The 26804-nt window shown below is 62.7% G+C and carries 20 protein-coding genes; 15 read left to right on the top strand and 5 right to left on the bottom strand.

Annotation, left to right across the window (positions count from 1 at the left end):
• From ABFD92_12010 to ABFD92_12000, 3 genes are all read right to left on the bottom strand, one after another.
• On the bottom strand, window positions 1–1416 hold a 1416-nt coding region (locus ABFD92_12010), incomplete at its 3' end, for a PAS domain-containing protein (GenBank protein MEN6505260.1).
• Between the two features lie 98 nt (window positions 1417–1514).
• On the bottom strand, window positions 1515–1886 hold the full coding sequence (locus ABFD92_12005; GenBank protein MEN6505259.1) for a transcriptional repressor: 372 nt from the start codon (window positions 1884–1886) through the stop codon (window positions 1515–1517).
• Between the two features lie 226 nt (window positions 1887–2112).
• Entirely contained in the window at window positions 2113–2679 is a 567-nt protein-coding gene (locus ABFD92_12000) for a thioredoxin-like domain-containing protein (GenBank protein MEN6505258.1), read from the bottom strand.
• Between the two features lie 364 nt (window positions 2680–3043).
• Between ABFD92_12000 and mutL the strand changes: the two genes are divergently transcribed.
• From mutL to ABFD92_11985, 3 genes are all read left to right on the top strand, one after another.
• Window positions 3044–4909 carry a DNA mismatch repair endonuclease MutL gene (mutL, locus tag ABFD92_11995; GenBank protein MEN6505257.1) on the top strand — a complete coding sequence of 622 codons (1866 nt, stop codon included), beginning with the start codon at window positions 3044–3046 and terminating at the stop codon, window positions 4907–4909.
• Complete coding sequence (locus ABFD92_11990) at window positions 4906–5838, top strand: alpha/beta fold hydrolase (GenBank protein MEN6505256.1); 933 nt, start codon at window positions 4906–4908, stop codon at window positions 5836–5838. Before mutL ends, ABFD92_11990 begins: the two co-directional genes overlap by 4 nt.
• A gap of 341 nt (window positions 5839–6179) precedes the next feature.
• On the top strand, window positions 6180–6434 hold the full coding sequence (locus ABFD92_11985; protein MEN6505255.1) for a hypothetical protein: 255 nt from the start codon (window positions 6180–6182) through the stop codon (window positions 6432–6434).
• Window positions 6435–6581: 147 nt separating this feature from the next.
• Here the strand turns inward: ABFD92_11985 and ABFD92_11980 are convergent, their stop codons facing one another.
• Complete coding sequence (locus tag ABFD92_11980; protein ID MEN6505254.1) at window positions 6582–7916, bottom strand: alpha-L-fucosidase; 1335 nt, start codon at window positions 7914–7916, stop codon at window positions 6582–6584.
• Between the two features lie 373 nt (window positions 7917–8289).
• Between ABFD92_11980 and ABFD92_11975 the strand changes: the two genes are divergently transcribed.
• The 12 genes from ABFD92_11975 to ABFD92_11920 all read left to right on the top strand — a co-directional run bounded on the left by ABFD92_11975 (window position 8290) and on the right by ABFD92_11920 (window position 24803).
• Window positions 8290–10989 (top strand): DEAD/DEAH box helicase family protein, encoded by a 2700-nt coding sequence (locus ABFD92_11975; protein ID MEN6505253.1) that lies wholly within the window; start codon window positions 8290–8292, stop codon window positions 10987–10989.
• Window positions 10986–12218, top strand: a complete 1233-nt coding sequence (locus ABFD92_11970) for a hypothetical protein (GenBank protein MEN6505252.1) — start codon at window positions 10986–10988, stop codon at window positions 12216–12218. Before ABFD92_11975 ends, ABFD92_11970 begins: the two co-directional genes overlap by 4 nt.
• A gap of 6 nt (window positions 12219–12224) precedes the next feature.
• Entirely contained in the window at window positions 12225–13655 is a 1431-nt protein-coding gene (locus tag ABFD92_11965; GenBank protein ID MEN6505251.1) for a class I SAM-dependent DNA methyltransferase, read from the top strand.
• Window positions 13652–14182 (top strand): hypothetical protein, encoded by a 531-nt coding sequence (locus tag ABFD92_11960; protein MEN6505250.1) that lies wholly within the window; start codon window positions 13652–13654, stop codon window positions 14180–14182. The genes ABFD92_11965 and ABFD92_11960 overlap by 4 nt, the downstream gene beginning before the upstream one ends.
• Entirely contained in the window at window positions 14182–15732 is a 1551-nt protein-coding gene (locus ABFD92_11955) for a restriction endonuclease subunit S (GenBank protein ID MEN6505249.1), read from the top strand. The genes ABFD92_11960 and ABFD92_11955 overlap by 1 nt, the downstream gene beginning before the upstream one ends.
• Before the next feature lie 790 nt (window positions 15733–16522).
• Complete coding sequence (locus ABFD92_11950; GenBank protein ID MEN6505248.1) at window positions 16523–17656, top strand: hypothetical protein; 1134 nt, start codon at window positions 16523–16525, stop codon at window positions 17654–17656.
• Window positions 17657–17898: 242 nt separating this feature from the next.
• The gene (locus tag ABFD92_11945; protein MEN6505247.1) at window positions 17899–18609 is read left to right on the top strand and encodes a PEP-CTERM sorting domain-containing protein; all 711 of its coding nucleotides are present in this window, start codon (window positions 17899–17901) and stop codon (window positions 18607–18609) included.
• A 446-nt stretch (window positions 18610–19055) separates the two neighbouring features.
• Window positions 19056–20099, top strand: a complete 1044-nt coding sequence (locus ABFD92_11940; GenBank protein ID MEN6505246.1) for an alpha/beta fold hydrolase — start codon at window positions 19056–19058, stop codon at window positions 20097–20099.
• 85 nt (window positions 20100–20184) lie between these two features.
• Entirely contained in the window at window positions 20185–21831 is a 1647-nt protein-coding gene (locus ABFD92_11935; protein MEN6505245.1) for a GH3 auxin-responsive promoter family protein, read from the top strand.
• Window positions 21832–21991: 160 nt separating this feature from the next.
• The gene (locus tag ABFD92_11930; protein MEN6505244.1) at window positions 21992–23005 is read left to right on the top strand and encodes an AAA family ATPase; all 1014 of its coding nucleotides are present in this window, start codon (window positions 21992–21994) and stop codon (window positions 23003–23005) included.
• Between the two features lie 125 nt (window positions 23006–23130).
• Complete coding sequence (locus tag ABFD92_11925; protein ID MEN6505243.1) at window positions 23131–23625, top strand: hypothetical protein; 495 nt, start codon at window positions 23131–23133, stop codon at window positions 23623–23625.
• Window positions 23626–23753: 128 nt separating this feature from the next.
• Window positions 23754–24803, top strand: a complete 1050-nt coding sequence (locus tag ABFD92_11920; protein ID MEN6505242.1) for a GYF domain-containing protein — start codon at window positions 23754–23756, stop codon at window positions 24801–24803.
• A 171-nt stretch (window positions 24804–24974) separates the two neighbouring features.
• On the opposite strand, the gene ABFD92_11915 is transcribed toward ABFD92_11920, so the two are convergent.
• Window positions 24975–26720 carry a formate--tetrahydrofolate ligase gene (locus ABFD92_11915; GenBank protein ID MEN6505241.1) on the bottom strand — a complete coding sequence of 582 codons (1746 nt, stop codon included), beginning with the start codon at window positions 26718–26720 and terminating at the stop codon, window positions 24975–24977.
• Window positions 26721–26804: the final 84 nt, after the last annotated feature.

Below are 26804 nucleotides of genomic sequence, written 5' to 3'. Positions count from 1 at the left end.
CAGCACGTCTTCCATGTCGGTGGGCGTGAAGCCCTCGGTCTTTCGCCCGACGCGCGAGTACGCCAGCAGATCGTTGATCAACCGCCCCATCCGCCCCACCGCGTCGACGGCATGACCGATGAACTGGTTGGCCTCTTCATCGAGAGCGGGGGCGTGCTTCTTTCTCAGCAGCGCCAGGTACATCGTCATGACGCCCAGAGGCTCCTTGAGGTCGTGGCTGGCGATGTGGGCGAACTGCTCGAGGTCCTGGTTGGACTGCGACAGATCGTCGGCCGCCTGCTTAAGCTGCCTCTGGGCTTCCTTCTTGGTCGTCACGTCAAACACGGTCCCGAGCATCCGCAGGGCCTGGCCGTTGTCGTAGTAAAACTGCCCGCGAGTCTGGACCCAATGAACGCTGCCATCGGGCCAGACGATGCGGTGTTCGCATTCGAAGAGCCTGCGTTGCGCCCTGGCGTTGTCGAATTCGGCCTCGACAGCGGCCAGATCGTCCGGATGGATCCTTTGCCGCCAGTCGAGCCGGCAGGAGACGGCCGCCGGGGCTGTCTCGGTGGAGGGCAGGCCGAACAGGCGGTCGAGTTCCGGCGTCCACAGCGCCTCGTCGGTCCGCAGATTCCACTCGAAGATGCCGACATTGGTGGCACTGGCGGCCAGGGCCAGGCGTTCCTGGCTTTCGCGCAGGGCCCGCTCGGCCTCTTTTCGCTGGGTGATGTCCACGTGCGCCATGACCGCTCCGCCGATCGCGGCGGGCAGGCGGCTGGCTTGGAGCAGATACCACCGCGGGCCGCCGTCGTCGGGGCAGCAGTACTCGACCTGGAAGTCGCCGCCGCGGCCTTGCAGCAGCGACTCCAGCAGAGAACAGGCATGCGTGGCGGAGGGCTCTCCATCCTGAACGAACTTGCGGCAGATGGCCATGTAGTCGGTGCCGGCCTTGAGTTCCTTCCATCGCTCATTGACGGCGATCACGATCCCGGCGCTGTTGAGCACGGCGATTCGCGCGGGGATGGCGTCGAGCACCGCCTGGCGAAATCGCTCACCGGCCTGGGCCTGCGCGCGGGCCATTCGCATGCTGCGCCCGAGCAAGGCGATGCTGGCAACGGCGGCGGCGTAAATCACGATCCCGATGATCTTGGTGTGCCAGGGATAGTACTCCGTCATCGCGAAGATCAGCGCCAGGGGCACGCTCAGAACGGCCGCCACGATCGCCGGACCCAGCCCGGCCAGCCAGACCGTCACCGCCACCGCCAGCATGAACAACACGTACGGGGCGTGATTTCCCAGCCACGGCGCCAAGGCCAGGCGCACGCCCAGCGCCAGCGCGACGGTGACAATCGCCACGCCATACCGCCAGACCCCCGAGCGAAACTCGCAGGCCGGGTCTTCAAGCTTCTTGCCTGCCTCGTCCTTGCCTCTCAACACGATGAGCCCCCCAACGGCAGAATGGGCCGATGCGCACCCCTATTAAATGTTAGGTGACTGTTGTGGCGTCCGTCGGTCGAAAGGGTCTTATTTGCCCCTCAGACGCACGATGAACAGGTGCCGAAGAGGAACACCTCGTGGTCTTCGAGCTTGAACCCGCGCGGGACGAGGCGCTTGACCAGCTCGGCGCAGCCCTCGACTTCATACATGAACCCGCACCGGCGGCAGCGGAAGAAATGGTGGTGGCTCTTGCCCGCCAGCTCGTACAGCGGCGGTTCGCCCGGCAGTTGCACCGACGAGATGACCGCCTTGTCCTGCAACGCCTTGAGGATGCGATAGACCGTCGCCTGGCCGATCGTCGGCACCAGTTCCTGCGCCTTGAGCAGCAGTTGCGGCGGCGCCAACGGAACCGCCGTGCGGCGCAGCACCTCCAGCACGGCGGCTTTTTGTCGCGTCTGTCGTTCGCTCATAGCGTTGTCCCACAGTGCCTCAGTCACAAGGGGAAAAGTCGCGGCGGAAGCACTAAATGAAGAAGTAATTCGTTGTGTGAATTACTTCTTCATTCAGGGCCACTTCCCGTTGGCCAAGGCAAGTACTCTTCAAAGCCACACGACGGCTTTGATGAATACTTGGTGCCTCCGCCGCGACTTTTCCCCTCGTAACTGAGGGGATACGTTTCGCCCGCCGGGCGGATTATTACTTGGCGTCGGCTTCGGCGCCGGCTTTCTTCCACGTGTCCAGGCACGTGGCGGCCGCCGACATGACCTCGCCGCGGCCGTTCTTGCTGATGACCTTGCCGCCGGGAGAGAGGATCACCAGCATGGGGATGCCTCTGACCTGGTGGGTGCTCATCAGGGCCTTGGCGCTCTTGGCGGCGAAGGGGACGCTGGGCCACTTCATTTGGGCCTCGGTCATGTACTTGGTTTTGGCGTCGGCCGTCCGGTCGGCACTGACGAAGACGACTTCGAAGTTGGCGTCGTTCTTGTCGCGGAACTCGACGAGTTTGGGCGTGAAGGCGCGGCAGGGCGGGCACCAGTGGGCCGAGAAGTAGATTCCCACGACCTTGCCCTTGAGCTGATCGAGGGAGACCTTCTTGCCGGCGGCGTCTACCAGGCCGTCGGGGAACATCGCCGCCCAGGCGTCGGCGGGCGTCGCCGTCGGCGCCGCCGTGACGCGCGGGCACGCCCACAGCGGGATCGCCGCCGCAGCCAGCACCACCGCCGCAACCGCCAGAATGCTCATCCTCAACCAGGTTCGCGTCATGTTACGTTCTCCGTTAAAGCGGGTTCAGTGTTTCAGGGGTGCCACGATTCTAACGCCTGCACGCCCGCGGAAAAAGAAAATCGTGCGCCCAGGCGACTTGTCGTTTGGCGTATCCCCTCAGCTCTGGGGGGGAAAGTCGCGGCGGAGGCACTAAATGAAGAAGTAATTCGTTTTCTTGAGTTACGTCTTCATTTAGAGCCGTTTCCACCTCTGGGCGCAAGTATTCATCAAAGCCAAACAACGGCTTTGATAAATACTTGGTGCCTCCGCCGCGACTTTCCCCCCCCCCCGTGGTTGAGGCATTACCGTTTGGCGTTCTTTTCCCTTACATGCATCGCGCCGTGCGTCTAGAATCATCCTCATCATGCCAATCGCCGTGCTGCCGGTACATCTGGTCAACAAGATCGCCGCCGGCGAGGTCATCGAACGACCCGCCAGCGTCGTCAAGGAGCTCGTCGAGAACGCTCTCGACGCCGGCGCCACGCGCATCGACGTGACGGTCGAAGACGGCGGCACCAAACTCATCGCCGTCAGCGACGACGGCTCGGGCATGACCGCCGCCGACCTGGCGCTGGCCTTCGCCGCACACGCCACCAGCAAGCTCTCCGGCGAGGACGACCTGTTCCGAATCTCCACGATGGGCTTCCGCGGCGAGGCCCTGGCCTCGATCGCCTCCGTCGCCCACGCCCACATCCGCACGCGACGCCGCGACGACCCCAGCGGCTACGAGGCCGCCGCCAGCGGCGAGACCATCGAGCCGGTGCGCCCCTGCCCCTCGGCCGCAGGCACCACCGTCACCGTGCGCGACCTGTTCTTCAACACCCCCGCCCGCCGCAAGTTCATGCGGACGGTCAACACCGAGCTCGGGCACATTTCCGAGCAGATCGCCCGCCTGGCCCTGCCGCATCCGCATGTGGCCTTCACGCTCACCCACAACGGGCGGGAAATCTCCAACCTGCCTGCCGCCGCCGCGACGGCCTCGCGAGCGGCCGACCTGTTCGGGCGCGAGTTGGCCGAGGGGCTGCTGCCCATCGCCCGCTCGAGCGGGGGGCAGAAGATCCCCATCGCCGGGCTGCTGGGGCGCCCCGATGCGATGCGGTCGGCCCCGCGGTGGCAGTACTTCTTCCTCAACGGGCGGTACATCCGCGACCGCCTGCTCTCCCACGCCCTGCGCGAAGCCTACCGCGGGCTGGCCGACCCGCGAAGCTATCCGGTGGCCATGATCTTCATCGAGATCGACCCCGCCGACGTCGACGTCAACGTCCACCCGACCAAGGTCGAGGTCCGCTTCCGCGACAGCCAGGCCGTCCACGGCGCCCTGCTGGCCGCCCTGCGCCAGACGCTCAACGCGGCCAATCTCTCCCCCAGCGCCGCCCTCGAGGCCGACGAGCCCGCACGCCCCGCCGCGGCGGCAGACGAACAACGCCGCGCCTCCCTGCGCGAGGCCATCGCCGACTTCTTCAAGGCCGCCCCCGCGCCCCAGCCGCGGCTGATCGTCTCCGACCAGTCTTCCGTCAAGACGCCCCAGGCGTATCGCTCAACACAGGCCGATGACGACGCCTTCGGCCCTGCCGTGACCACCCTGCCGCTGATGGCCCCGCGGCAGCCGATCCCCGACGCGGCCGCCCCGGCGGCGCCCGCGCCGGAGACGATCCTGCCCGCCCGCGCCATCCAGATCCACCAGGCGTATATCGTCGCCGCCTGCGACGACGGGGTGATGATCGTCGACCAGCACGCCCTGCACGAGCGGGTGATCTACAACGACCTGCGCCGGCGGCTGACCGCAGGCCCGCTGACCGCCCAGCGGGCGCTGATTCCCGAGACGATCCGCGTCTCTGCCGCCGACGCCGAGACGCTCGAGCGCTGCGGCGAGTTGCTGGCCCGGCTGGGCATCGAGGTCGGCCCCTTCGGCGCCGACGCGGCGGCGGTACACCAGTTCCCCGCCCTGCTCGTGCAGCGCGGCGTGCGGGCCGGCGAGTTCATGCGCGAACTGCTCGACAAGCTCGCCGAAGACGACACCCTCGACAGCGAACGCGTCCTCGAAAGCGTGCTGGCGATCATGGCGTGCAAGGCCGCCGTCAAGGCCGGACAACCCCTCACCGGCGGCGAGATCGACGCCCTGCTGGCGAACCTGGACGAAGCGGAGAAGGCCTCGAGCTGCCCCCACGGACGACCCACCACCCTGCGACTGTCGCTCAAAGACCTGGAGAAACAGTTCAAACGCGTATGACCTACCTGCGACACATCCTGACGGCCGTGCTGGCCGCGGCGCTGGGCGCGGCGGGGTGCTCCACCGGCGGAACCTTCGGCGCCCTGGAGTTGATCGAACCGGAAGTCTCGCCCGGACGCGCCGCCCTGCGAATGCTCGGCGGACCGGCTCGAATGCTCAAGAGAGGACGCATCGACGCCCATCGCGCCGTGGCCGCCGAGGACGGAACCACCATCGACGTCTGGGTCATCAAGGCCAAACCCGGCACGCCCCAGGCCGACAAACCCCCCGCCCAGCGCCAAGCCGTCGTCCTGCTCCACCCGATGATGATGAGCAAGTCCTGGTTCCTCTCGCTGGGCGAGCGGCTGGCCGCCAAAGGATACGACGTCGTCCTGCCCGACCTGCGCGCCCACGGCGACAGCGGCGGGCAGTACATCACCTGGGGCGCCCTGGAGAAAACCGACATCAAAGTCGTCATGGACACCCTGACGGCCGAGGGGCTCGTCGGACCGACGATCTACGTCGTCGGCGCCTCGCTGGGGGCGTGCGTAGCCGTGCAGTACGCCGCGATCGACCCACGGTGCAAGGGCGTGCTGGCGATGGCCCCGCCGACGGGCATCGAGGGCGTTGCCAACATCCTGGGACCCCTGTCGACCCAGGACGACCTCGACAGCAGCATCAACCGCGCCGGTTCGCTGGGCGGTTTCTCCACCGCCGAAGCCTCCGCCGTCCGGGCGGCCGCAAACCTCACCTGCCCGCTCATCGTCGTCCACGGGGCGCTGGACATGGTCGTGCCGATCGCACACAGCCGCGAAATCTTCGACGCCGCCAAAGGCCCCAAACAGTTCATCACCCTGCCCCTGGCCGACCACACCAGCGTCCAGGTCGGCCGCAACGGCGCCATCATCGAAGAAATCGAAATGCTCAAAACCATGGCCCCCCGCCCGTAGCACGCGTCCTTCGTAGCATGGGCGTCCCGCCCATGCTCCTGCTGTGTGGCATGGGCGTCCCGCCCATGCTCCTGCTGTGTGGCATGGCGTCCCGCCCATGCTCTTGCTGTGTAGCATGGGCGTCCCGCCCATGCTCCTGCTGTGTGGCATGGGCGTCTCGCCCATGCTCTTGCTGTGTGGCATGGGCGCACATCCTGAGCCCGCCGAAGGACCCGCCCATGTCTCCCCGTAAGCAGCGCAGCCGTTCCGCCCGTCTCCCTTTTCCCTTGGTGTTGTTGCACATGACGGGAATGAATCCTACGCTTCTTGCGGCATAGGGCGCAGGTTCAGGAGGCGGAAACGTGAACGGATCAGACTGCCACAATTTGTCGGGCGGCTTTCCCTTGGCGCTGCGGGCGGCGGCCGGCACTGAGCCGCCTTGCCTCAAGAGCGACATCCCGAAAATGCGGGCGCGGCGAGGGGGCGTCTATCGATCGGGAGAGCGACGCTGCAACTTCTTCAGGCGCTGGCTGTGGCGCGGCGTGGACGAACTGCGCCGCCAACAAACTGCCCCCGACCCTCCCCCGATCGGCGGCCTGCTGGACCTCAAAACGTAGTCTATTTCGAACGGTGGCATGGCGACCCGCAAAGCGGCCGCCATGCCACCCGATTCCCGATTCCCGATTACTGTTTACTGATTCCTGATTACTTTTTCCTGATTACTGATTACTGTTCCCTGGTTACTGATTACTGTTTTCTGACTTCTAAAGATACATCTCCACCACCGGCACGGCCACGTTGGGGCGGATGACCGGCAGGTGCAGGTAGATCGTGTTGTGGTCCTTTTCCGCATCGGTGCCCACGTGTCCGTGCGTCTGGGTGCTCCAGCGGATCTCGCTGGCGTCGTGCAGGAACTGGGCGTACTTGACCTTGCCGGCAAAGCCGTCCAGGCCCATGCTGCCGATAGGCCAGTCGAAAATGTGCATGTAGATGCGCTTGGTCTTGGCGTTGTACGTCAGGCGCGTGCCGTTGGGGGCCTTGAAGCCGCCCGGGGCGACGCCGCATCCGTAAATGCTGCGAGAGTGCTTCTGCATCCACGCGCCCATGCCCGACAGACGATCCATCGCGCGGGCGTCGAACTCGCCGCGGGCGGTGGGGCCGACGTTGAGCAGCACGTTGCCGTTCTTGCTGGTGGTGTCGATGAGCATCATCAGCAACTGATCGACGCTCTTCCAGGTCTGCTCGTCGCGGTGGTAGCCCCACGAGCCGCTGAAGGTCTGGCAGGTTTCCCAGCAGACGGGTTTGCCCTTCCACGTGACGGGCTTGCGGACCATGAACTGCTCGGGCGTCTTGACGTCCCAGCCGCCGGGGATGTCCAGCAGGTCCAGGCGGTCGTTGACGAGGATGTGCGGCTGGAGCTCGCGCACCATCGTCAGCAGCTTGTCGCTTTCGTAATCCTGCCAGCCCTTGCCGTCTTCGCCGGGGTAGGAGAAATCGAAGAACAGGTAGTCGATCTTGCCGAACTGCGTCAGCAGCTCGCGCACCTGGTCGCGCATGTACTGGGCGTACTTCGACACGTCGCGCTTGGCGTTTTTCTTGCGCTCCTCGGCATTGCCGCGCATCGGGTGGATGCGGTCGACGCCGAACTGCTCGTGGTGCCAGTCGATCAGCGAGTAGTAGAAGCCCACGTGCAGGCCTTCGTCGCGGAAGGCGTCGACCATCGGCCGCAGGAGGTCCTTGCCGCAAGGGGTGTTGGGGGCTTTGTAGTCGGTGTACTTGCTGTCCCAGAGACAGAAGCCCTCGTGGTGCTTGGTGGTGATGCAGAAGTACTTCATCCCCGCTTCGCGGGCGGCCTTGGCCCAGGCCTTCGGGTCGTACAGGTCCGGATCGAAGCGGGTGTAGTACTTCGCGTAGTCAGCCGTCGAGATCTGCTCGACGTGCTTGACCCACTCATGCCGCGCCGGCATGGCGTAGAGCCCCCAGTGAATGAACATGCCGAATCGTGCGTCGTTAAACCAAGTGAAGTCGCCGTGGGCGTCGGGGATCGACGGTTTCTTCGCAGCCGTTGCAGCAGTCTTCGAAACGCTCTTGCGTGCCATGGGTTTTCTCCTGTTGATGGCGTTGCGGGGAGAACTCTACCACAGAGGCACGGAGGGGGCGGAGAGAAAAATCAAACGGAGCGAAGGCGGATGGTTGGATGAACTGATGATTGGATGAATGGATGGTTGGATGAATGGATGGTTGGACTTGTCCGCCGTAGCTCGTAGAGCGAAGGCGGATGGTTGGATGGACTTGTCACGGCGTCTTGTCCGGCGTAGCCTTGGCGAAGACGGAAGCCACAGGCGAAGCCGGGATGTTGTTCCTCGACAGACGCCAGAGAAGAACGCTTCCGGCAAACCGTTGCAGGTCCAGTCATATCCGGGCATAATACGCCCGTTCACCTTGATGTCCGTTTTTGCAAGGGGAATGCACATGCCGGCGGCCGGCGCAGGATTTAGCGAGTCTGAATGGCAGAACCGCAAGAAGCGGGTTGACCCGCGGCTTGAAGCGGCGGGATGGTCTATTGTCCCCGTCGGCGCCACCCTGCCGCTGTCCGGGGCCGGTCCGGCCGCCGTCGAAGAATACCCCACCACCAGCGGGCCTGCCGACTACGCTCTGGCTGTCGATGGAAAGATCTTGGGCATCATCGAGGCCAAGAAGATCACGCTGGGGCCGCAGAACGTTCTGACGCAGGCCCAGCGATACTCTAAGGGCGTCACCGACAGCCCGTTCGACTTCTCCGGCTTCCGCGTCCCCTTCCTGTACTCGACTAACGGCGAGGCCATCTGGTTCCACGACGTGCGCCACCCGCAGAGCCGCTCGCGTCAAGTCAGCCAGTTCCACACCCCCGCCGCTCTGGCCGAGATGCTCAAGCGCAACGGCGACGCTACCGCCGCGGCGCTGGCCGCCAACACCGTCTGGCACGACCGCCTGCGCCCCTACCAGATCGACGCCAACAAGGCCATCGAGCAGGCCATCGCCGCCCGCAAGCGGCAGATGCTGGTCGCCATGGCTACCGGCACCGGCAAGACCTTCACGATGGTCAACGAGGTCTACCGCCTGATGAAGTCCGGCGTGGCGCGGCGCATCCTGTTTCTCGTGGACCGCCGGGCGCTGGCCGCCCAGGCGGTGCGGGCCTTCGCGTCCTTCGAGCCCGAGCCGGGCCTCAAGTTCCCCAACATCTACGAAGTCTACAGCCAGCGGTTCAAACGCGAGGACTTCGAGGAAGACGAGAAGTTCGACCCCAAGCTCCTGCCCGAGCCGTATCTGCTCAATCCCCAGCCCAGCCACGCCTTCGTCTACGTCTGCACCATCCAGCGGATGATGATCAACCTCCTCGGCCGCGATGCGATCTTTGCCTGCGGCGACGAGGAGATAGACGACGACGCCGCGCCGCTCGACATCCCCATCCACGCCTTCGACCTCATCATTGCCGATGAATGCCACCGCGGCTACACCAGCGCCGAGCTGTCCGTCTGGCGCAAGACCCTCGACCACTTCGACGCGATCAAGCTGGGCCTGACCGCCACCCCGGCCGCCCACACCACCGCCTACTTCAAGGACATCATCTTCCGCTACGAATACGAGCGGGCCGTCCGAGAGGGCCATCTCGTCGATTACGACGTGGTCGCCGTCAAGTCCGACGTGCGCCTCAAGGGCATCTTCCTCAAGGAAGGCGAGCAGGTCGCCCGCGTCGATCCCAAGACCGGCGCCCAGCAGATGGACCTGCTGGAAGATGAGCGGCAGTTCGAGACGACCGAAATCGAGCGCAGCGTCACCTCCCCCGACTCCAACCGCAAGATTCTGCAAGAGATCCGCAAGTACGCCGACGAGCATCAGCAGGCCTACGGCCGCTTCCCCAAGACGCTGATTTTCGCCGACAACGACATCCCCCACACCTCCCACGCCGATCAACTGGTGGACATCGCCCGCGACGTATTCGGCCAGGGCGATTCCTTCGTCGAGAAGATCACCGGCCGCGTGGACCGCCCCCTGCAGCGCATCCGCGAGTTCCGCAACCGCAAGCTGCCTGCCGTCGCCGTGACCGTGGACATGCTTTCCACCGGCGTTGACATCCCCGATCTGGAGTTCATCGTCTTCCTGCGCCCCGTCAAGTCGCGCATCCTTTTCGAGCAGATGCTGGGCCGCGGGACCAGGAAGGGCGAGAACTTCACCGACAAGTCCCACTTCACCGTCTTTGACTGCTTCGACGGAACGCTGCTGGAATACTTCCGTCAAGCCACGGCCATCACCGCCGAGCCGCCCACGCGCGAAGTCCGTTCCATCGTCGAGATCATCGAGGACATCTGGGCCAACCGGGACCGCGACATCAACACCCACTGTCTGGTCAAGCGCCTGCTGCGGATCGAGAAGGAAATGTCCGGCGAGGCCCGCGACCAATTCGCGGCCTTCATCCCAAGCGGCGACATGGCCGCCTACGCCGCCGCCCTGCCCGGCCGCCTGCGCAAAGCCTTCACCGAAGCCATGACGCTGCTCCGCGACAAGGGCTTCCAGAACCTCCTGCTCAACTACCCCCGCAGGCCCCGGACCTTCGTTGTCGCCACGGAAGCCAAAGACGATGTAACGTCCCAGTGGCTCGCCCGCGGCGCCGACGGCCGGGAATACAAGCCCGAGGACTACCTGACCGCCTTCGCCCGCTTCGTGCGCGAGAACCCCGAGCATGTCGAGGCCATCGGCATCCTGCTGGACCGCCCGCAGGACTGGGGAACCGGCGCGCTGGACGAACTGCGCCAGAAGCTCCGCACGACCCGCGAGCGGTTCACCATCGAGAACCTCCAGAAGGCCCACCAGTTGCAGTACAGCAAGGCGCTGGTGGACATCATCTCGATGGTCAAGCACGCCGCCGATGAACATAAGCCCCTATACACCGCCGAGGAGCGAGTCAAGCTCGCCTTCGCCGCCGTGACCAGCGGCCGCACGTTCACCCCCGAGCAGCAGCGATGGCTGGACCGCATCTGCGCCCACATGATCGCCAACCTCTCCATCGATCAGAGCGATTTTGAGAACGTGCCGGTGCTGCAGCAGGCAGGCGGCTGGGGCCGGGCGAATCGCGAGTTCGGCGGAGCGCTTAGCAACTTGCTCAGAACAATTAACGAGGCGGTGGCTGCATGACTCTTCTTCAGGAGATTGACGATCATTATCGGAAGGGCTTAGCACTTGAAAAGGAAGCAAGGCAATCAAAGGCGACGGTTCAATATGCTCTTGATGCCGCGAAAGAGTTCTTAGCAGCCTCCCAATTATCGGCCAAGGCCGCGAATGACACTGCGTTGCCTGCAGAGAAACGTGCTATCTGTTCGGTCTTGCATCTGTATTACCAAGCAGCCTATAACAAATCAGCTTCATGGTATCACTACGAGACCAAGAACTTTCCCGAAGCAAGAACGTTTGCAGGCGAACAAGGTCAAGCGATCGCATCAGCAATCATGACTGCAAAAGAGCATGTCGCGAAGGTATCGGAACAGCAAAAGGCGTTTCTTCAAAAGATGATTGAACAATGGCAAGGAGAAGAGCTAGCCCTTGCCGTCCAAGTCGCATCCATCAATGCGCGCGATGCATGGGAGAATGATCGCACCATCGATTCCTTAGACTACTACCGCCAAACCATCGGAGCGGGAGAACAGGCACTGCAGTATTTCCAGACACATATGACCGACTTGCCATCAATTCGAGTAATGCAGGGAAACATCTTTGCCATGATGGCAAATGCCGCACAGGTTCAGGCGAAGCTTATATTCGATGAAGCGAAACGCAAACGTGTTCCAATGAGCGAATTGCCCATGCGTCGACTGCGAGATCTTATGCAGGCATTGCTACGTACGCTTGACATTGGCAATCAAGCTGTCATAGCTAACCCGGAATGGCTGCAATACCGAGACGCCGCAGACCAAGCACGCGACAATATCGAGCACCTCTTGCGAGACAATCTCAGCAGGTGGCTTGATATATACCTCGCTTTTGAAGATAACCAGGAGTTGAGGACCATTATGCGAACAACTGACATCAGGAAGTATAAAGAAGTAGAGGCGATTCGGAAAATAGAGGTCAATTCGGTCGGACAACTCTGGGCGAAAGGGAGCTTCTTCCTGCTGGTCTTCCTGACAACAGTAGTTACGGTATACTTGTTTGCGACAATGGGGTTCAAGATCGCTCTATTGGCGGTACTAGGCATTCCCATCATCTTTCTGGTAGTGAGTGCCGTGATGCTTCGTACCATTGGAGAGTTATCCGAAGCAGGTTTTATCGAAACCCTTCGCATTGCCTTGAAATTCCAGTTAACGGGACTTTCGCGTCTCATAGATCAGATCCGCAGAACATCGTCCGACAACCCAGAGCAGGAGTAGCTACAAATGCCTGACGTAGTACAACAGCTTTGGGGATTCTGTCACACGCTGCGGCATGATGGCGTGGACTATGGCGACTACATCGAGCAGATCACGTATCTGCTGTTCATCAAGATGGCCGACGAGCGGGGCATTGAACTGCCCAAGACGTGCGACTGGCCGACGCTGGCGGAGACCTCCGGCACGGAACTGCTCGACCACTACGTTGACACGCTGCGCACGCTGGGCAAGCAGAAGGGCATTCTGGGCGACATCTTTGCCGGGTCGCAGTCGCGGTTCAGCAACCCCGTCAACCTCAAGAAGCTCATCGGCCTGATCGACGAGACCGAGTGGACATCGCTGGGCGTGGACGTCAAGGCCGCCGCCTTCGAGGGGCTGCTGGAAAAGGCGGCCGACGAGGGCAAGAAGGGCGCCGGGCAGTACTTCACCCCCCGCCTGCTCATTCAGGCGCTGGTCGCGTGCATCAAGCCCGACCCCCGCGCCCACAAGGAGTTCACCCTCTGCGACCCCGCCTGCGGCACCGGCGGCTTTCTGGTCTGCGCCTACGAGTGGCTGATCCAGGCCACCGGCGGCGGCGCCATGGACCGCGATCTGGCCAAGCGCGTCCGCACCAAGACCTACTTCGGGCAGGACCTCGTGGCGCGGCCGCGGCGATTAGCGCTGATGAACCTGTACCTGCACGGCTTGGAGCCGGAAATCGGCATCGGCGATTCGATCTATGAAGTCCCGGACTCGCGCCGATTCGACGTGATCCTGACCAATCCCCCCTTCGGCACCAAGGGCGCCAATCAGGCCCCCGAGCGGGAAGATTTCACCATCGCCACCAGCAACAAGCAGCTCAATTTCATCCAGCACGTGATGACGGTCCTCAAGCCCGGCGGCCGCGCCGTGGTGGTCGTGCCCGACAACTGCCTGTTCGCCGACCAGGCGGGCGAGGTCTTTAAGCTGCTCACGGAAGACTGCGACCTGCACACGGTTCTGCGCCTGCCCAACGGCACCTTCACCCCCTACAGCCCCGGCACCAAGACCAACGTGATCTTCTTCACCAAGGGCTACCCCACCGAGAAGACGTGGATCTACGACGGCCGCACCAACGTGCCGCACATCACCAAGAAGGACCGGCCGCTGGTTGCAGAGCATTTCGCCGAGTTCGTCAAATGCTACGGCGACGATCCTAACGGCAAGAGCAAGCGCACGCCCAAGAGTTCCATGGAAGACCGCTGGCGCTGCTTCGACATCAGCGAAGTCAAAGGCCGCGACTTCAAGCTCGACGGCCTGCGCTGGCTTAAGGACGAGGGGCTGGACGACGCCGCCGATCTGCCCGAGCCGGATGAACTGGCAACCGACGCCATTGAGGAACTGGAGGCAGCCGTATTGGACCTCAAGGGCGTGCTGGCGGCGTTGGAGAATGGCGACGGGAAGGAGGCAGGCAAATGACTTCTGGACAGGTTGCTGGTCAGGCTGCCGAGGGGATCGTCGTCCCGCGACTGGATCGCGTCGATGAGGAACAAATCCAGATGCTGCTGGAAGCGTGCGAGCAACTGCTCTTACGGAGCAGGCGAATTCCGCTCCTGCTCACCCGCGACTGGACACGGCGGTTTCCAACGGACGCTGGGGTTTACGCGGTCTTCGACCAGAACGATCTTGTGTATGTGGGCGAGACCGGCTCTATCGCCGCCCGAATGCTGGACTTCCTCAGTTCTCGCAACCATGTCCTTCGGCGAAAGCTGGGCAATGTTCTTTTCAAAGATGTGCCGGGCTTTCACGAGGCTACCTCCAGCCGACGATTTCCTAACAATATTGAGCAGATGGTGACGGACTACATTGAAACACGCTTGTCTGTCAGTCCGGTGATCGTGCCGTTTGGGCGAGCCGAGATTGAGGAACACATGACAGCGAAACATCGCCCGCCCTATAACAGCAAGCTGAAACGTGGCTCCAAACCTGAGAAGGGGGCGGCGTAGTGGCTGCTACTGAACTACCAGAACAATGGGCAGAGGCCTCGGTTCTGGATCTCGCCTCATTGATCCGCGGTGTTTCATATGCGAAAGGCGAAGCATTGTCTTCGCCCACCGACGGCCACGTAGCACTTCTCCGGGCCAACAACATTGGGGACGGCCTCAACTTTTTGGATTTGCAGTATGTTCCCCAAGGGCGGGTAAGTCAGGAGCAGATGATCCAGACCGGTGACGTGGTGCTGGCAATGTCCAGCGGCAGCAAGCAAGTTGTAGGCAAAGCGGCTTCGGCTCGGGGAAAGTGGAATGGAACATTCGGCGCTTTCTGCGGCGTTCTCAGGCCACACTGGCAAGTCGATCCCGCGTTCTTCGGCTACTACTTCCAAACCAAAGGGTATCGCGACGCTATCTCGGCGGCATCTTCTGGAACCAACATAAACAATCTCAAGCGTGAGTATTTCGAGGCTATTGTGGTGCCTCTTCCCCCTCTGGCCGAACAGAAGCGGATCGTGGCCAGGGTGGAGGAACTGCTGGCCCTCGTCAACGCGGCGCGCGAGCGGTTGGCCAAGGTCCCCCGAATCCTCAAACGCTTCCGCCAATCCGTCCTCGCCGCCGCCTGCTCCGGACGACTGACCGAAGACTGGCGGGCAGCGGGTTCAGTCAGCGAATCTGCCAGAGCTTTATTGGAAAGGATCTTGTTGAATCGAAAAGACAGGTATCTTCGTCAGACCCAAGAGTGCGAGAAAGAGGGACTTCGCAAACCTCGACAGCCCAAATGTCTTTCAGCATCAGAAATCTCCAATGAGCCGTTCTCTTTGCCTGAAAGCTGGCTCTGGGTAACGTGGGACGATCTTACCGACTGGATTACATACGGCTTCACAAGGCCAATGCCACATGTCGCAGAAGGAATACCTGTAGTAACTGCCAAGAATGTCTTGCATGACTTCGTTGATCTTATGTCTGCAGATCGAACGTCTCTCGAAGCCTTTGAGTCACTCAATGACAAGGACAGGCCCGAGGCGGGAGAAATACTGCTAACGAAGGATGGAACATTGGGACGTGCCGCAATTGTCCAGAAGGGACAAAGATGCTGTATCAATCAATCGGTAGCCGTGCTTCGGTTTGGAGGGTTAAGCGCGAATGAACGATACCTCTTGCGCGTTATTCAATGTCCTTTCACACAGAATCTGATTGAGGAAGGCGCAAAGGGGGCTGCCATGCCCCACATTTCCATCACAACTTTTGGTTCTTTTCCAGTTCCGCTTCCTCCGTTGGATGAACAAAAGGAAATTGTCCGCCGCGTCGAGGCGCTGTTCAAGCTGGCCGACCAGATCGAGCAGCGGGTGGCCGCGGCGACCAAGCGGGCGGACAAACTGACGCAGGCGATTCTGGCCAAAGCCTTCCGGGGCGAACTGGTCCCCACCGAAGCAGAACTGGCCCGCCAGGAGAACCGCTCCTACGAACCCGCTTCCGCGCTTCTGGGCCGCATCCGGTCACAACGGGAACAACCCAAGCCAACAGGGGCCCGCGCAAAATCAACTCGCAAAACGAAAGGGTAAAGCGTTCGAGGGACAACGGAGGCTGCTTGAAAATGCACCCCCGGACGGTCGAGGTGCGTCATGGCGGCCGGGAGTTCAGGACGCTGCTGCCCTAATGGGAAGTACTTACCGCACGACCATAAGGCAATAGTAATTGCTTACCTTCCCCGCAAATCGCTGTGAAAAGTACAACAAAGTGCAAGGAAGTGGAATTGTGGTATAGGCTGAACCGCTTTTGCGGTGGAGGTCGTTAGGGGCGCGGTCACAGGTCGTAGGCTGGGTGCTTCCCCGCAAAGTGCTGTGAAAAGTACCCGCCTTCGCCAAGGCTACGGCGGGCAGGCAACAAAGTGCAAGGAAGTGGAAGCGTGGCATAGTCCGTACCGCTTTCTCGTAGACTTCGCGACCGGGCGATCTGGGGCGAACGCGCGGAGCAAGCTCCGCCGCTAACGATGGCGACCTGCCTGCGGCAGGCAGGCCCGCTACGCGTGTCGCCATGCCACCCGTCATGAAACCTCCAGAGGAGAGTAGAAAGTTGAGAGTAGACCGCGGGATAAGTCCAGGCGGTAGGCCGCGATGGCAGGGCTGATGAGGCGTTGGCCGCTTCTTCTCCTTTCTACTGACTACTTTCTCCCGCTCTGTGAGCGACCGGATTTTCCTTCCAGGAAATCTGGTCGCTCACGAGCCTCTGTGGTAAGCTTTTTTCCCACAACCCCAACGCACGGCCTTGCCGATGAAGATAGAGGATTCTGCGCGGGCGTCATGGGAGCGGGCTCCGGCGACGCTGCGCGTGTTACACTTGAGGAGCCTCCATATGATCAACGTAGCGAATGTGCGTGTCGGTCTGGCGGCCGCCGGCTGCAGCCTCGTCGGCGCGGCGATCTTTCTCTGCGGTTGTGGCGATCGCCCGCCGGCGCCGCCGCGGCAGAACATCGTCTCGATGCCCCTCAAGACGCTGACGGTGGCGCCGGACAATCTTCGCGAGCGCAGCGCCGCGACGGCAGTCGAGGCGGCGCGGCTCAACTACACCTTCCGCCTGACGAAGCTGCGCGACTTCTATCAGCAGTTCGGAAACCTCGTCAAGCTCGAGTGGGCCAACCGCGAGCTGGCCAACCTGGCGCAGGTGCGTCCGTGGGAGTGGGTGGGGCTGCCGTCGATCCTTCCGCCGCGCGACCTGCCCAATACCGCACCGACCGAAACCGTGCTGGTCGAGGACGCCCTGGCCGCACGGGCGGAATACATCAAGGCCGTCGGCGACCTGGTGACCTTCTACCGCCAGAACGCCATGACGTACAAGGCCGACGTCATCGCCAACATGCAGCAGCGGCTGGACCCGATCCGCACGTACATGTATTTCATCACCGCAGAGGTGCCCCCCTCCCAGCGCAAGTGCGACCAGTTCAGCAGCGAGGCCGACGAGCTGTTCTTCCGCGCCCTGGCGATGCACCAGCAGCACAAGGGGCTGATCGTCTTTACGATCGGGGCGGACTACCGCCGGCAGAGGCAGTCGCTGGAGTTGTTCAAGGAACTCATCGCCAAGTACCCCAACTCGGTTCGCCTGCCGATGGCCGCGTTCTATATCGCCGAGATCTACAAGGAGTACTTCCAGGAAAACTACCGTGCCGCCACCTGGTACGAGCGGGCGGTCCAGTGGGACCCGGCCATCCAGGAAACCGCCAGCTACCAGGCGGCCGTCCTGTGGGACATCCGCCTGCACAGCGCGGAGAAAGCGCTGGAGCTGTACCAGGAAGCGCTGCGTCGGGACCCGTATGACGGCGGCAACGTAGACTTCGCCAACAAGCGCATCGCGGCGCTGCAAGCGGAGGTGTCGGCCCCGCGTCCGCCGTCGACGCAACCGGCCCCAGCGGAACCGGCGCCCGACTTGCCGGCGACGCAACCGGCCCTGCCGGCGCCGGCGCCCGACTTGCCCGCGCCGCCGCTGCAATGACGCCCAACCGGCAGCGAAAATCGCCTGACCGGCATATTAATTTCCCGTTAAAGCTTGACTAATTATGCAACTTTGATAGCATATCTTACAGGCCCGTCTGGTTGGATGTTTGCAATGGAGACCAGCTCAGCGCGGCCTGTCATTTTGCAGCGGTAAACATGGCGTAGTCGTTTCGAGCAGAGACTGGTCGACAGAATAGGAGAGCGCATATGAATACCACTCTTTTTCGTTTGGGCATTTGCATGGCATCCCTTCTTGTGATGGCGTCGGGCGTCTATGCCGACACGCTCACGGCGGCGGATATTGCCGACGGCGTCAATGGCGCCGATGAGACCTGGCAATTCGCCGCCCAGGCGTATGCCGAAACCGCGCGGTTCCGCCGGGACACGGATTACGACAATGACCCGGCTTCCTGGTGGGGCGGCGGTTGGTCCGGGTGGCGGTATCCCAACAACGAGGGAGAGGGCGTCTACGGAAACACCGGCACCGGCGCCATGCTCATGCATCCGTGGAACAGCGGCGCCTGGCTGGGCTCCACGGCCATCATGTACCGTGCCCAGACGGCCGGAACGTATACCTTTGACGTCAGCATCTACTACGCCGGAGGCGGCAACGGCGTGGGCGCCAACGTGTTTCTTGGCGAAGACGACACGGCCGGCTATGTCAGGGGCATCAACCAGAACGCCAACGGTTTCTTCAGCGTCGGCGACCCGGGCGATTCCCTGGCGGCCGGCGTCGCGACCACCGCCAGCCGCGATCTGCGGTTGGCCTCAAGCGTAACCCTGGCAGCCGGGCAGTACCTCATCTTTGCCCTGGACAATAACATTACCTGGGGCGCCGACATGACGACGCTGAACCACTTCATCGTCACCAACGACATCCCCGAACCGGCCAGCCTGATGTTGCTGGCCGCTGGGGCTGTGGGCGTCATCATCCGCCGCAGGCGAAAATAGAACATACTCTTAAGCGGCCGCAAGAAGCCGCCTGATCCCGCGCATGAAAAAACGCGCCTCGCACCGCGAGACGCGTTTTTTCCAGATAAAATCACAGACCGGCCGGGGAAAGGAGGAGAAACCCGACCGGTCTGGGAGGGAATTAGTTCCCACTGATTCCCTCACTTATCCATACGCCCGATGGGGTCGAAGGTTCCCCGGATTGCGAATTTTTCAGCGGGATATTTCAGCGCGGAGCGTGACGCTGCTGGTCGGCCGGGCGACGTGGCGACACGAGTTGTGCGGCGGGTCGCCATGGGCGCCCATCGTCTGGTTAGCCCTGAGGAAGCTTCACCGGCCGCGACTGCCTCTTGTTTGACGCGAGTAATTGGGGTATCCTTGCCCCACTCGCGCAGGACGGATAGGCCCTGCCGCGCGCTTTGACCATGCCATTAGCAATCGATCAAGTGACGTCATTATGGACGTGGCTCAGCCAGCACTGGGCGGCGGTGGCTATTTCGATCACCGTCGCGTCGCTGCTGTTGTTTGTGGTGCTGGTGATGGCGCGGTACACGAAGATCTGCCTGAACATCTTCGTCGACACCCCCCCGCCGCTGTCGATGGGCCCGCTCGATTTTCAGCGTCTGGCGGGCGAGCAGCAGCGGTTCCGCAGCTTCGACGGTACGAGCCTGCGGGGCATGCGGCTGCAGGCGCCCAACGCGCAGACCTACAAGGGCACGATCGTCTTCTGCCACGAGTACGGCTCGGACATGTTCAGTTGCGCCCGTTACATCCGCCCGCTGCTGGAGGTGGGCTTCGACGTCTTCACGTTCGACTTCCGCGCCCATGGCCAAAGCAGCGCCGGTTCGGGCAACTATCGCCCCCTGCAGTGGCCCAGCGACAAGGAACTCGAAGACGTCCTGGGCGCGTGCCTGCACGTCGAGTCCCTGCTGCAGGCCGAGGGCAAGGACACCCGCATCGGGCTGTTCGGGATCAGCCGCGGCGCCGGGGCGGGGCTGCTGGCGGCCGCGAGCGACCCGAATATCGCCGCGATCGTCTGCGACGGGGCTTTCAGCACCGACACCACGCTGGTCAGCTACATGAAGCGCTGGGCCCACATCTTTGCCCGCGTCAAGCTGGTCTACGAGAACCACCCCGAGATCTTCTGGAACCTGCTGGTATGGTTGCTGATGAAGTTCGCCCAGCCCAAGCTCGGGCGGCGGTTCCCCTCCGTCCGACGGGCTCTGAAGGAGATGCAGCCGCGCCCGATCCTGTTCATCCACGGGCGGCGCGACAGCTATATCCGCTCCGACCAGACGGCGCTGCTGTACAATGACGCTCCGGACCCGAAGTACCTCTGGCTGGTGGAACAGGCCAAACACAACCAGTCGGTCATGGTTCAGCCCAGGCAATATGCAGCGCGGACCATCGCGTTCTTTCGCAAGCACCTGGCCGGTGACGACATCGCCACCGCCGAGATCACCACCCCGGCCGAGACCGAGGTGGCGTAGACGAACCGCCGCCGACAGCGAGTTCTTGATAGACAAGGCCAACCGGCTATACTTGCCTGTTTGCTTGACGGACGCCGAGGGGTTGATGACACCCAAACAATTCATCCTGAAGCCGATGGCCCGCCTGGCCGCCACACGCGCCTGGTTGGACACCCGCGCCTTCGTCAAGGCACACGCCGACACCGCCGGCGCCCAGGAACAACTGCTCCTGCGCCTCATCGCCCGGCATGCGGCTACCGATTTCGGGCGCGACCACGGACTGGCCGGCGTGAAGTCCTACGGCGACTTCGTCCGCGCCGTCCCCGTCCGAACGTACGAGCAGATGCGACCCTATTTCGACCGCGTCTTCCAGGGGCAGACCACCGCCCTGCTGCCGGCCGACGAAAAGGTCGTCATGTTCTCCATGACCAGCGGCACCACCGGTCTGCCCAAGTACATCCCCGTCACGGCGCCGTTTCTGGAAAATCAGCGCCGCGGGTTCAACATCCTGGGACTGTCCGCCCTGAACATGCACAAGGCTGGCTGGCTGCGACCGATCGTCCAGATCTCCTCCCCCATGGACGATCAACTCAGCCCGACGGGCCTGCCCTGCGGGGCCATCAGCGGCATGCTGGCCATGAACCAACAGAAAATCGTGCGCCGCATGTACCCCGCGCCGTACCAGGTGGCGTCGATCTCCAACGCGGCCGTCAAGTACTACACCCTGATGCGCTGCGCCATCACCCACGACGTGGCGATCATCTCCACCGCCAATCCCTCCAGCATCATCAAGATGGCCGAGGCTGCCCAGGCCCATGCCGAACGGATCATCCGCGACGTGGCCGACGGCACGTTCACGCCGCCGGGTCCGATCCCCGCCGCCGTCGCGGGGCTGCTGCGATTCCGCCCCAACCGCCGGGCGGCGCGGCGCCTGCAGCAGGCGCTGGACGAGGACGGCACGCTGCTGCCGCGGCGGTTCTGGAAGCCGGCGTTCCTGACGCACTGGACGGGCGGCACGCTCAAGCTGTACCTGCGCCGCCTGCGCGAGCTGTTCGGCGAGGTCCCCATCCGCGACCTGGGCCTGCTGGCCAGCGAGGGGCGGTTCTCCATTCCGCTGGAGGACAACACCCCCGCCGGAATCGCCGAGATCGTCTCCAACGTCCTGGAGTTCATCCCCATCGAGGAGTACGGGCGCGACAACCCGCACACCCTGCCCGCCCACCAGGCGCGCGTCGGCGAGGAATACTTCCTGGTCATCACCAACTGGGCCGGGCTGTGGCGCTACAGCATCGACGACCGCGTGCGCGTGGTCGGCCGCTTCGGGCAGTCTCCCGTGTTCGAGTTTCTCTCGCGAGGGCTGCGCACCGCCAACCTCACCGGCGAGAAGCTCACCGAGCATCAGGTCGTCGAGGCGATGCGCCAGGCGACGGCCCGCATCGGGACCGACGTCAACCGCTTCACCTTCCAGCCGGTCTTCCGAGGCACGCCGTGCTATCAGCTCGTGATCGAGCCCATCGACGGCAACGGCGCCGAGTCGGCTTTGGCGCCGGCGATGGACCAGGCGCTGGCCGAGCTCAACATCGAATACCAGTCCAAACGCCACAGCGGACGCCTGGGCCCCATCCGCCTGTCCCTGGCCGGCAGCGGGTACTTCGACCAGCGAGAGCACGACGAGATCCAGCGCCGCCACGGCCGAAGCGAACAGTACAAACACCAGTACCTGCTGACCGACGTGCTGGACGAAACGGCGTGACGGCAATTGCGGATCGACGGGTGGCATGGCGACACGCGTCGTTGTTTCATGCGGGTCGCCATGGGCAAGCCAGCGTGTCCGTCCAAATCTCAGTTTCTCCCGGGGTTAAAAGCCGATAACATTATGGTACAGTTGAGCGAGACGCTGGATAACCTGAACCATGATCGAATCGGTTAAATTCGAGAACTTCAAAGTCCTCCGCGATGCGGTTCTTCCGCTAAGTCGCTTGACGCTGCTGGTGGGACCCAATGGGTCTGGCAAGAGCACCGCCATTCAAGGACTGCGTGGAGCATCTACTCCAGAGAAATGGTCGCACCAGCAAGTTATTTCTGCGGCCTTGCGCAACTCGGCCGATCCTCCTGCCGTCCGTATTTCAGCCATGTGGCAGTCATCTTCCGAACGACAGAAGGTCTCTATTGCTGAATGGAAGGCAGGCGCGCCGCGTGGGAGTCGAATGGAGAGAGGGTTGACGCCTCTGGATTCAAAGAAACTCAGCAGCCTTAGATTTTTTGCCTTCGAGGCGTCACGCGTGGCCAGCACGGTGCAGCTAAGTCCGTCAGCAGAAATGGAGTCTGATGGCGCCAATCTTGTCGTGGTGATGGACCGTCTTCGAGATCGTAACCCTGAGCGATTTGAAGCCCTCAACATGGAGCTGCGTGCCTGGATGCCGGAATTCGACCGCATCTTGTTTGAGACACCTCACCCAGGGATGCGTTCCTTTCAATTGCGAGCACGGGTTGGACACCACACCATCGATGCGGCTGACCTCTCTCAAGGAACCGTATTTGCCCTTGCTGTGCTGACTCTTGCCTACATTGCTGCCCCCCCCGCGATTCTTTGCCTTGAGGAGCCAGATCGGGGAATCCATCCTCGTTTGTTGAGAGATATCAAAGACGCTTTATACAGGCTGGCTTACCCTGAGAGTTGTGGAGAGAAACGGGATCCAGTGCAGGTAGTAGCCACGACACACTCACCATATCTTCTGGATCTGTTTCGAGACCATCCAGAAGAAGTTGTCATTTGCGAGAAGCTTATTGAAGAGCGGGAACGGGAACACAACATCCGTTTCACGCGCCTGTCTGACCGTTCAGACTTGGACCAGATCCTTCAGGACGCTCATCTGGGCGATGCATGGTACAGCGGCGTCCTTGGCGGAGTGCCGGATAATCGATGAAACTGGCCGTGCTAAGTGAATCGAGCGCCGACGAGGCGATCATTCGCGCCTTTGCCGAAAACATTCTCGGCAGATAAACCCAATCTCCCGAAATGCCCAGATTGCGATCCCGCGGATGGCCTTCTGTGAAGGCATCGCTGCCGGCAGTGATCAAGCACCTTCATTATCAGACAGACGCAGATTGCCTGATCGTGGTAGCCGATTCAAATCACTCGCCCCCTCACCGAGGTGATGACTGCATCGAGAAGGGGCTATGCCGACTGTGCGCCTTGAGACAGCTTGCCGAGCATACTTCTCAATATCTTGGCGTGGTGCGTGGCCGAACTCAACTCCAAGTCATTGTTGGAGTCGCTGTTCCTGCAATAGAGGCTTGGTGCATCGGGGACATGATCCCCGACGTGAGCGAGCATACATGGGCTGCGGGATTTGAGAAAAATGAGTGGCCCTATAACAAGAACAAGCTCAAGGATGTTGTATATGGCACTGATAGGCCTTCTCTGCAATTGGAGACAGAAAAGGGCCTCACCGCCGCAAGGATCGCCTGCCAGAACCTTGGCCGTATTGAACAGCGGTTCCCTTTTGGTTTCGGGACAATGGCAGCCATGTTGCGCCGTCTCTAGTTGTGCTCCTTCCAATCATCGCACCCATCTCGCTTCCTTGACCTTCATCTCACGCGAGTTCATCGACCTTGTGCTGCAGAGGCAAATTGTCGATAATCCAGACGAGCAAAGCCCCTACGGGAGAAATGATGAGCAGCAAGCCTCACGGACTTTTTGACTGCCGATGCACCAGTTGTGGGACCGTCTTCAAGACGCAACGCCACATGGCCGGGCGCAAGACCGCCTGCCCGAGCTGCCAGGCGGTCATCGTCATCCCCCCGATGGCCTCGGAAGAAGAACTCTCCGGCGAGCAGCGCAAGCCCTTCTGGCACGAGTGCGCCAAGTGCGGCTCCATCCTTCAGTCGCTGGCCGAGGGCGGCACGGTCGATAAATGCCCCGTCTGCGCCACGCCCTTCCGCGTGCCCATGACCAGCGAAGACATCGCCCGCCGCCGCGCCGAACAGGAACGCCTGCTGCAGGAGCAGGAGGCCGCCGAGTTGCGGCGACAACAGGAAGAACAAGCCCAGCGCCAGGCCCAGGAGGCCCAGCGGCAAGCCCAGATCGCCCAGCAGCGGCTCCAGCGCCATCGCGAGCACCTGCAGATGCTCCGCCGCGAAGCCGCCCTCGACTGCGGCAGCCTCGCCGTCTCCGAAGCGCTGCATTTCGAAGACATCCGCATGGACAAGCTCTGCCGGCAGGGCTGCGACCTGCTGGGCCAGATCCGCCGAAATCACGACGAACTGCCCCATCTGCAGGACCTGATGGGGCGGATCGATCCCGACCTCGAGCGCGGGCGACTGGCCCAGACCCGCCAGCGGTTGCGCCAACTGCAGGACCTCATCGCCCGCGACACCCAGACGCTCAAAGATGCCCAGGTCGCCTTGGGGGAGATGATCCTCAAGACCCGCATCATGCCCGAGAAGTTCGGCCTGTTCTTCCAGCGACTCGATTCGCCGCAGGAAGAAACGGCCGAAGAGGCCGCCGACGAGGTGCTGCCTATCGCCGACGACGCCCAGGCGAGCCAGCCCGCCGGTCCGCTGTGGTACTGCCAGTGCCGCGGCCAGCAGTTCGGCCCCGTCGGCGAAGATCAGATCTTCCAGTGGATCGCCGAGAAGCGTCTGGCGCCGACCGACCTGGTCTGGACGGACGGAATGGCCGACTGGGCGCCGATCCTGAACACGCCGCCGTTTGGGGGTTAGCGGCGGGGCTTGCCCCGCGCGGTTGTTGGGTTCAGGGAAACAACCGCGTCGAGCAAGCTCGACCGCTAACGTTCCCAATAAAAGCGCCCGATCTTTCGACCGGGCGCTTCTGTTTTCTCACTCACCACCCGCCTTCGCCGAGGCTACGGCGGGCAGGCTCACCACTGACGCTTAAAACATCCCCACGACCTGGCCGTTGTCGTCGAGGTCGACGTCCATGAACGCCGGGCGGCTGGGCAGTCCGGGCATGGTGCGCATCGTGCCCAGCAGCGGGTAGAGGAACCCGGCGCCGGCGGCGGCCCGGACTTCCATGACCGGCACGGTGAAACCGGTCGGGACGCCCTTGAGCGTCGGGTCGTGCGAGAGCGACAGGTGCGTCTTGGCCATGCACATGGGCAGGTGGCTCAGTCCGGCCCGCTCGTAGGAGGCGATCTGCGCCTCGGCCTTGGGCGAGTAGGTCACGCCGGCGCCCTGATAGATTTCCTTGACGACGGTCTCGATCTTGGCCTTGATCGAGATGTTGTCGGGGTAGAGCAGCTTGAAGTTGGAGGGCTTTTCGCAGGCGGCCACAACCGCTTCGGCGAGTTTCTTGGCGCCCTTTCCGCCCTTGGCCCAGTGCTCGGCCACAACGGCGTCTTCGGCCCCGGCGGCGATGGCGGCCTTGCGCGCCTGCTCGACCTCGGCCTTGGTGTCGGCGGGGAAGCAGTTGATCGCCACGACGACCGGCACGCCGAACTTCTTGGCGATGGCGATGTTGCGGGCGAGGTTGCACGTGCCCTTTTCCAGCAGGGCCAGGTTCTCGGTGACGTACGCTTCGGGCAGGGGCTTGCCGGGGGTCACCTTGGGCCCGCCGCCGTGCATCTTCAGGGCGCGGATGGTGGCCACCAGCACCACGCAATTGGGCACCAGGCCCGAGGCGCGGCACTTGATGTCGAAGAACTTCTCCATGCCGATGTCGGCCCCGAAGCCGCTCTCGGTCACCACGTAGTCCGCCAGCTTCAGCGCAATGCGGTCGGCGATGATCGAGTTGTTGCCCTGGGCGATATTGGCGAAGGGTCCGGCGTGGACGAATGCCGGCTGGCCTTCCAGCGTCTGCATCAGGTTGGGCTTGATGGCGTCCTTCATCAGGACCATCATCGCCCCGGCGACGCCGAGGTCCTCTGCCGTGACGGGCTTGCCGTCCTTGTTCATCGCGACGATGATGCGTCCGAGGCGGGCGCGCATGTCTTTGACATCCGTCGCCAGGGCGAGGATCGCCATGATCTCGCTGGCCACGGAGATGTCAAAGCCGGTCTTGCGCTGCGGGCCGTCCATCCAATTCTCGCTCTGTCCGGTCTCGATGAAGCGCAGGGCCGCATCGTTGACGTCGACCACGCGGCGCCAGGTGATGGTCTCGGCGTCGATGTTGAGGCGCTTGAGCCCAGCCTTAGCCAGTTCGGCGTCGCTGGTGTGGGCCTCGTGGCGCAGGCGGGCGTCGATCGCCGCGGCCAGCAGGTTGTTGGCGATGGACACGGCGTGGATGTCGCCGGTGAGGTGCAGGTTGAACTCTTCCATCGGGATGACCTGGCTGTATCCGCCGCCGGCGGCGCCGCCCTTGATCCCGAACGTCGGGCCCATCGACGGCTGGCGGATGCACAGGAACACATCCTTGCCGATGACCCCCAGGGCCTGCGTCAGACCGACCGAGGTGGTGGTCTTGCCTTCGCCCAGCGGGGTGGGCGTGATGGCCGTCACGTCGATGTACTTGCCCTGCTTGCGGCGTTTGAGGAACTCGAGGATCTCGAGCTTGACCTTGGCTTTGACGTCGCCATACGGTTCGAGGTACTTGGCGGGGATGCCGGCCCGCTTGGCCACCTCGGTGATCTTCATCGGTTTGGCAGCGCGTGAAATATCAATGTCGGACGGAACTTTCGCCATGGAATCCATCTCCTGTTAGGTCAGCGATAAGAGCGGTAGACTACAACCGCCCGGCCCTGTGGGGCAAGAGCAAAATGCCCGCAC

This window comes from Planctomycetaceae bacterium (genome assembly GCA_039680605.1).
GTDB lineage: Bacteria > Planctomycetota > Phycisphaerae > SM23-33 > SM23-33 > JAJFUU01.
This window is presented reverse-complemented; position numbering and strand designations above follow the sequence as displayed.

Coding starts and splice junctions, on each gene's coding strand:
- ABFD92_12005 (MEN6505259.1), bottom strand. CDS start 1,886: ATGAGCGAACGACAGACGCGACAAAAAGCCGCCGTGCTGGAGGTGCTG.
- ABFD92_12000 (MEN6505258.1), bottom strand. CDS start 2,679: ATGACGCGAACCTGGTTGAGGATGAGCATTCTGGCGGTTGCGGCGGTG.
- mutL (MEN6505257.1), top strand. CDS start 3,044: ATGCCAATCGCCGTGCTGCCGGTACATCTGGTCAACAAGATCGCCGCC.
- ABFD92_11990 (MEN6505256.1), top strand. CDS start 4,906: ATGACCTACCTGCGACACATCCTGACGGCCGTGCTGGCCGCGGCGCTG.
- ABFD92_11980 (MEN6505254.1), bottom strand. CDS start 7,916: ATGGCACGCAAGAGCGTTTCGAAGACTGCTGCAACGGCTGCGAAGAAA.
- ABFD92_11975 (MEN6505253.1), top strand. CDS start 8,290: ATGCCGGCGGCCGGCGCAGGATTTAGCGAGTCTGAATGGCAGAACCGC.
- ABFD92_11970 (MEN6505252.1), top strand. CDS start 10,986: ATGACTCTTCTTCAGGAGATTGACGATCATTATCGGAAGGGCTTAGCA.
- ABFD92_11965 (MEN6505251.1), top strand. CDS start 12,225: ATGCCTGACGTAGTACAACAGCTTTGGGGATTCTGTCACACGCTGCGG.
- ABFD92_11960 (MEN6505250.1), top strand. CDS start 13,652: ATGACTTCTGGACAGGTTGCTGGTCAGGCTGCCGAGGGGATCGTCGTC.
- ABFD92_11950 (MEN6505248.1), top strand. CDS start 16,523: ATGATCAACGTAGCGAATGTGCGTGTCGGTCTGGCGGCCGCCGGCTGC.
- ABFD92_11945 (MEN6505247.1), top strand. CDS start 17,899: ATGGCATCCCTTCTTGTGATGGCGTCGGGCGTCTATGCCGACACGCTC.
- ABFD92_11935 (MEN6505245.1), top strand. CDS start 20,185: ATGACACCCAAACAATTCATCCTGAAGCCGATGGCCCGCCTGGCCGCC.
- ABFD92_11930 (MEN6505244.1), top strand. CDS start 21,992: ATGATCGAATCGGTTAAATTCGAGAACTTCAAAGTCCTCCGCGATGCG.
- ABFD92_11920 (MEN6505242.1), top strand. CDS start 23,754: ATGAGCAGCAAGCCTCACGGACTTTTTGACTGCCGATGCACCAGTTGT.
- ABFD92_11915 (MEN6505241.1), bottom strand. CDS start 26,720: ATGGCGAAAGTTCCGTCCGACATTGATATTTCACGCGCTGCCAAACCG.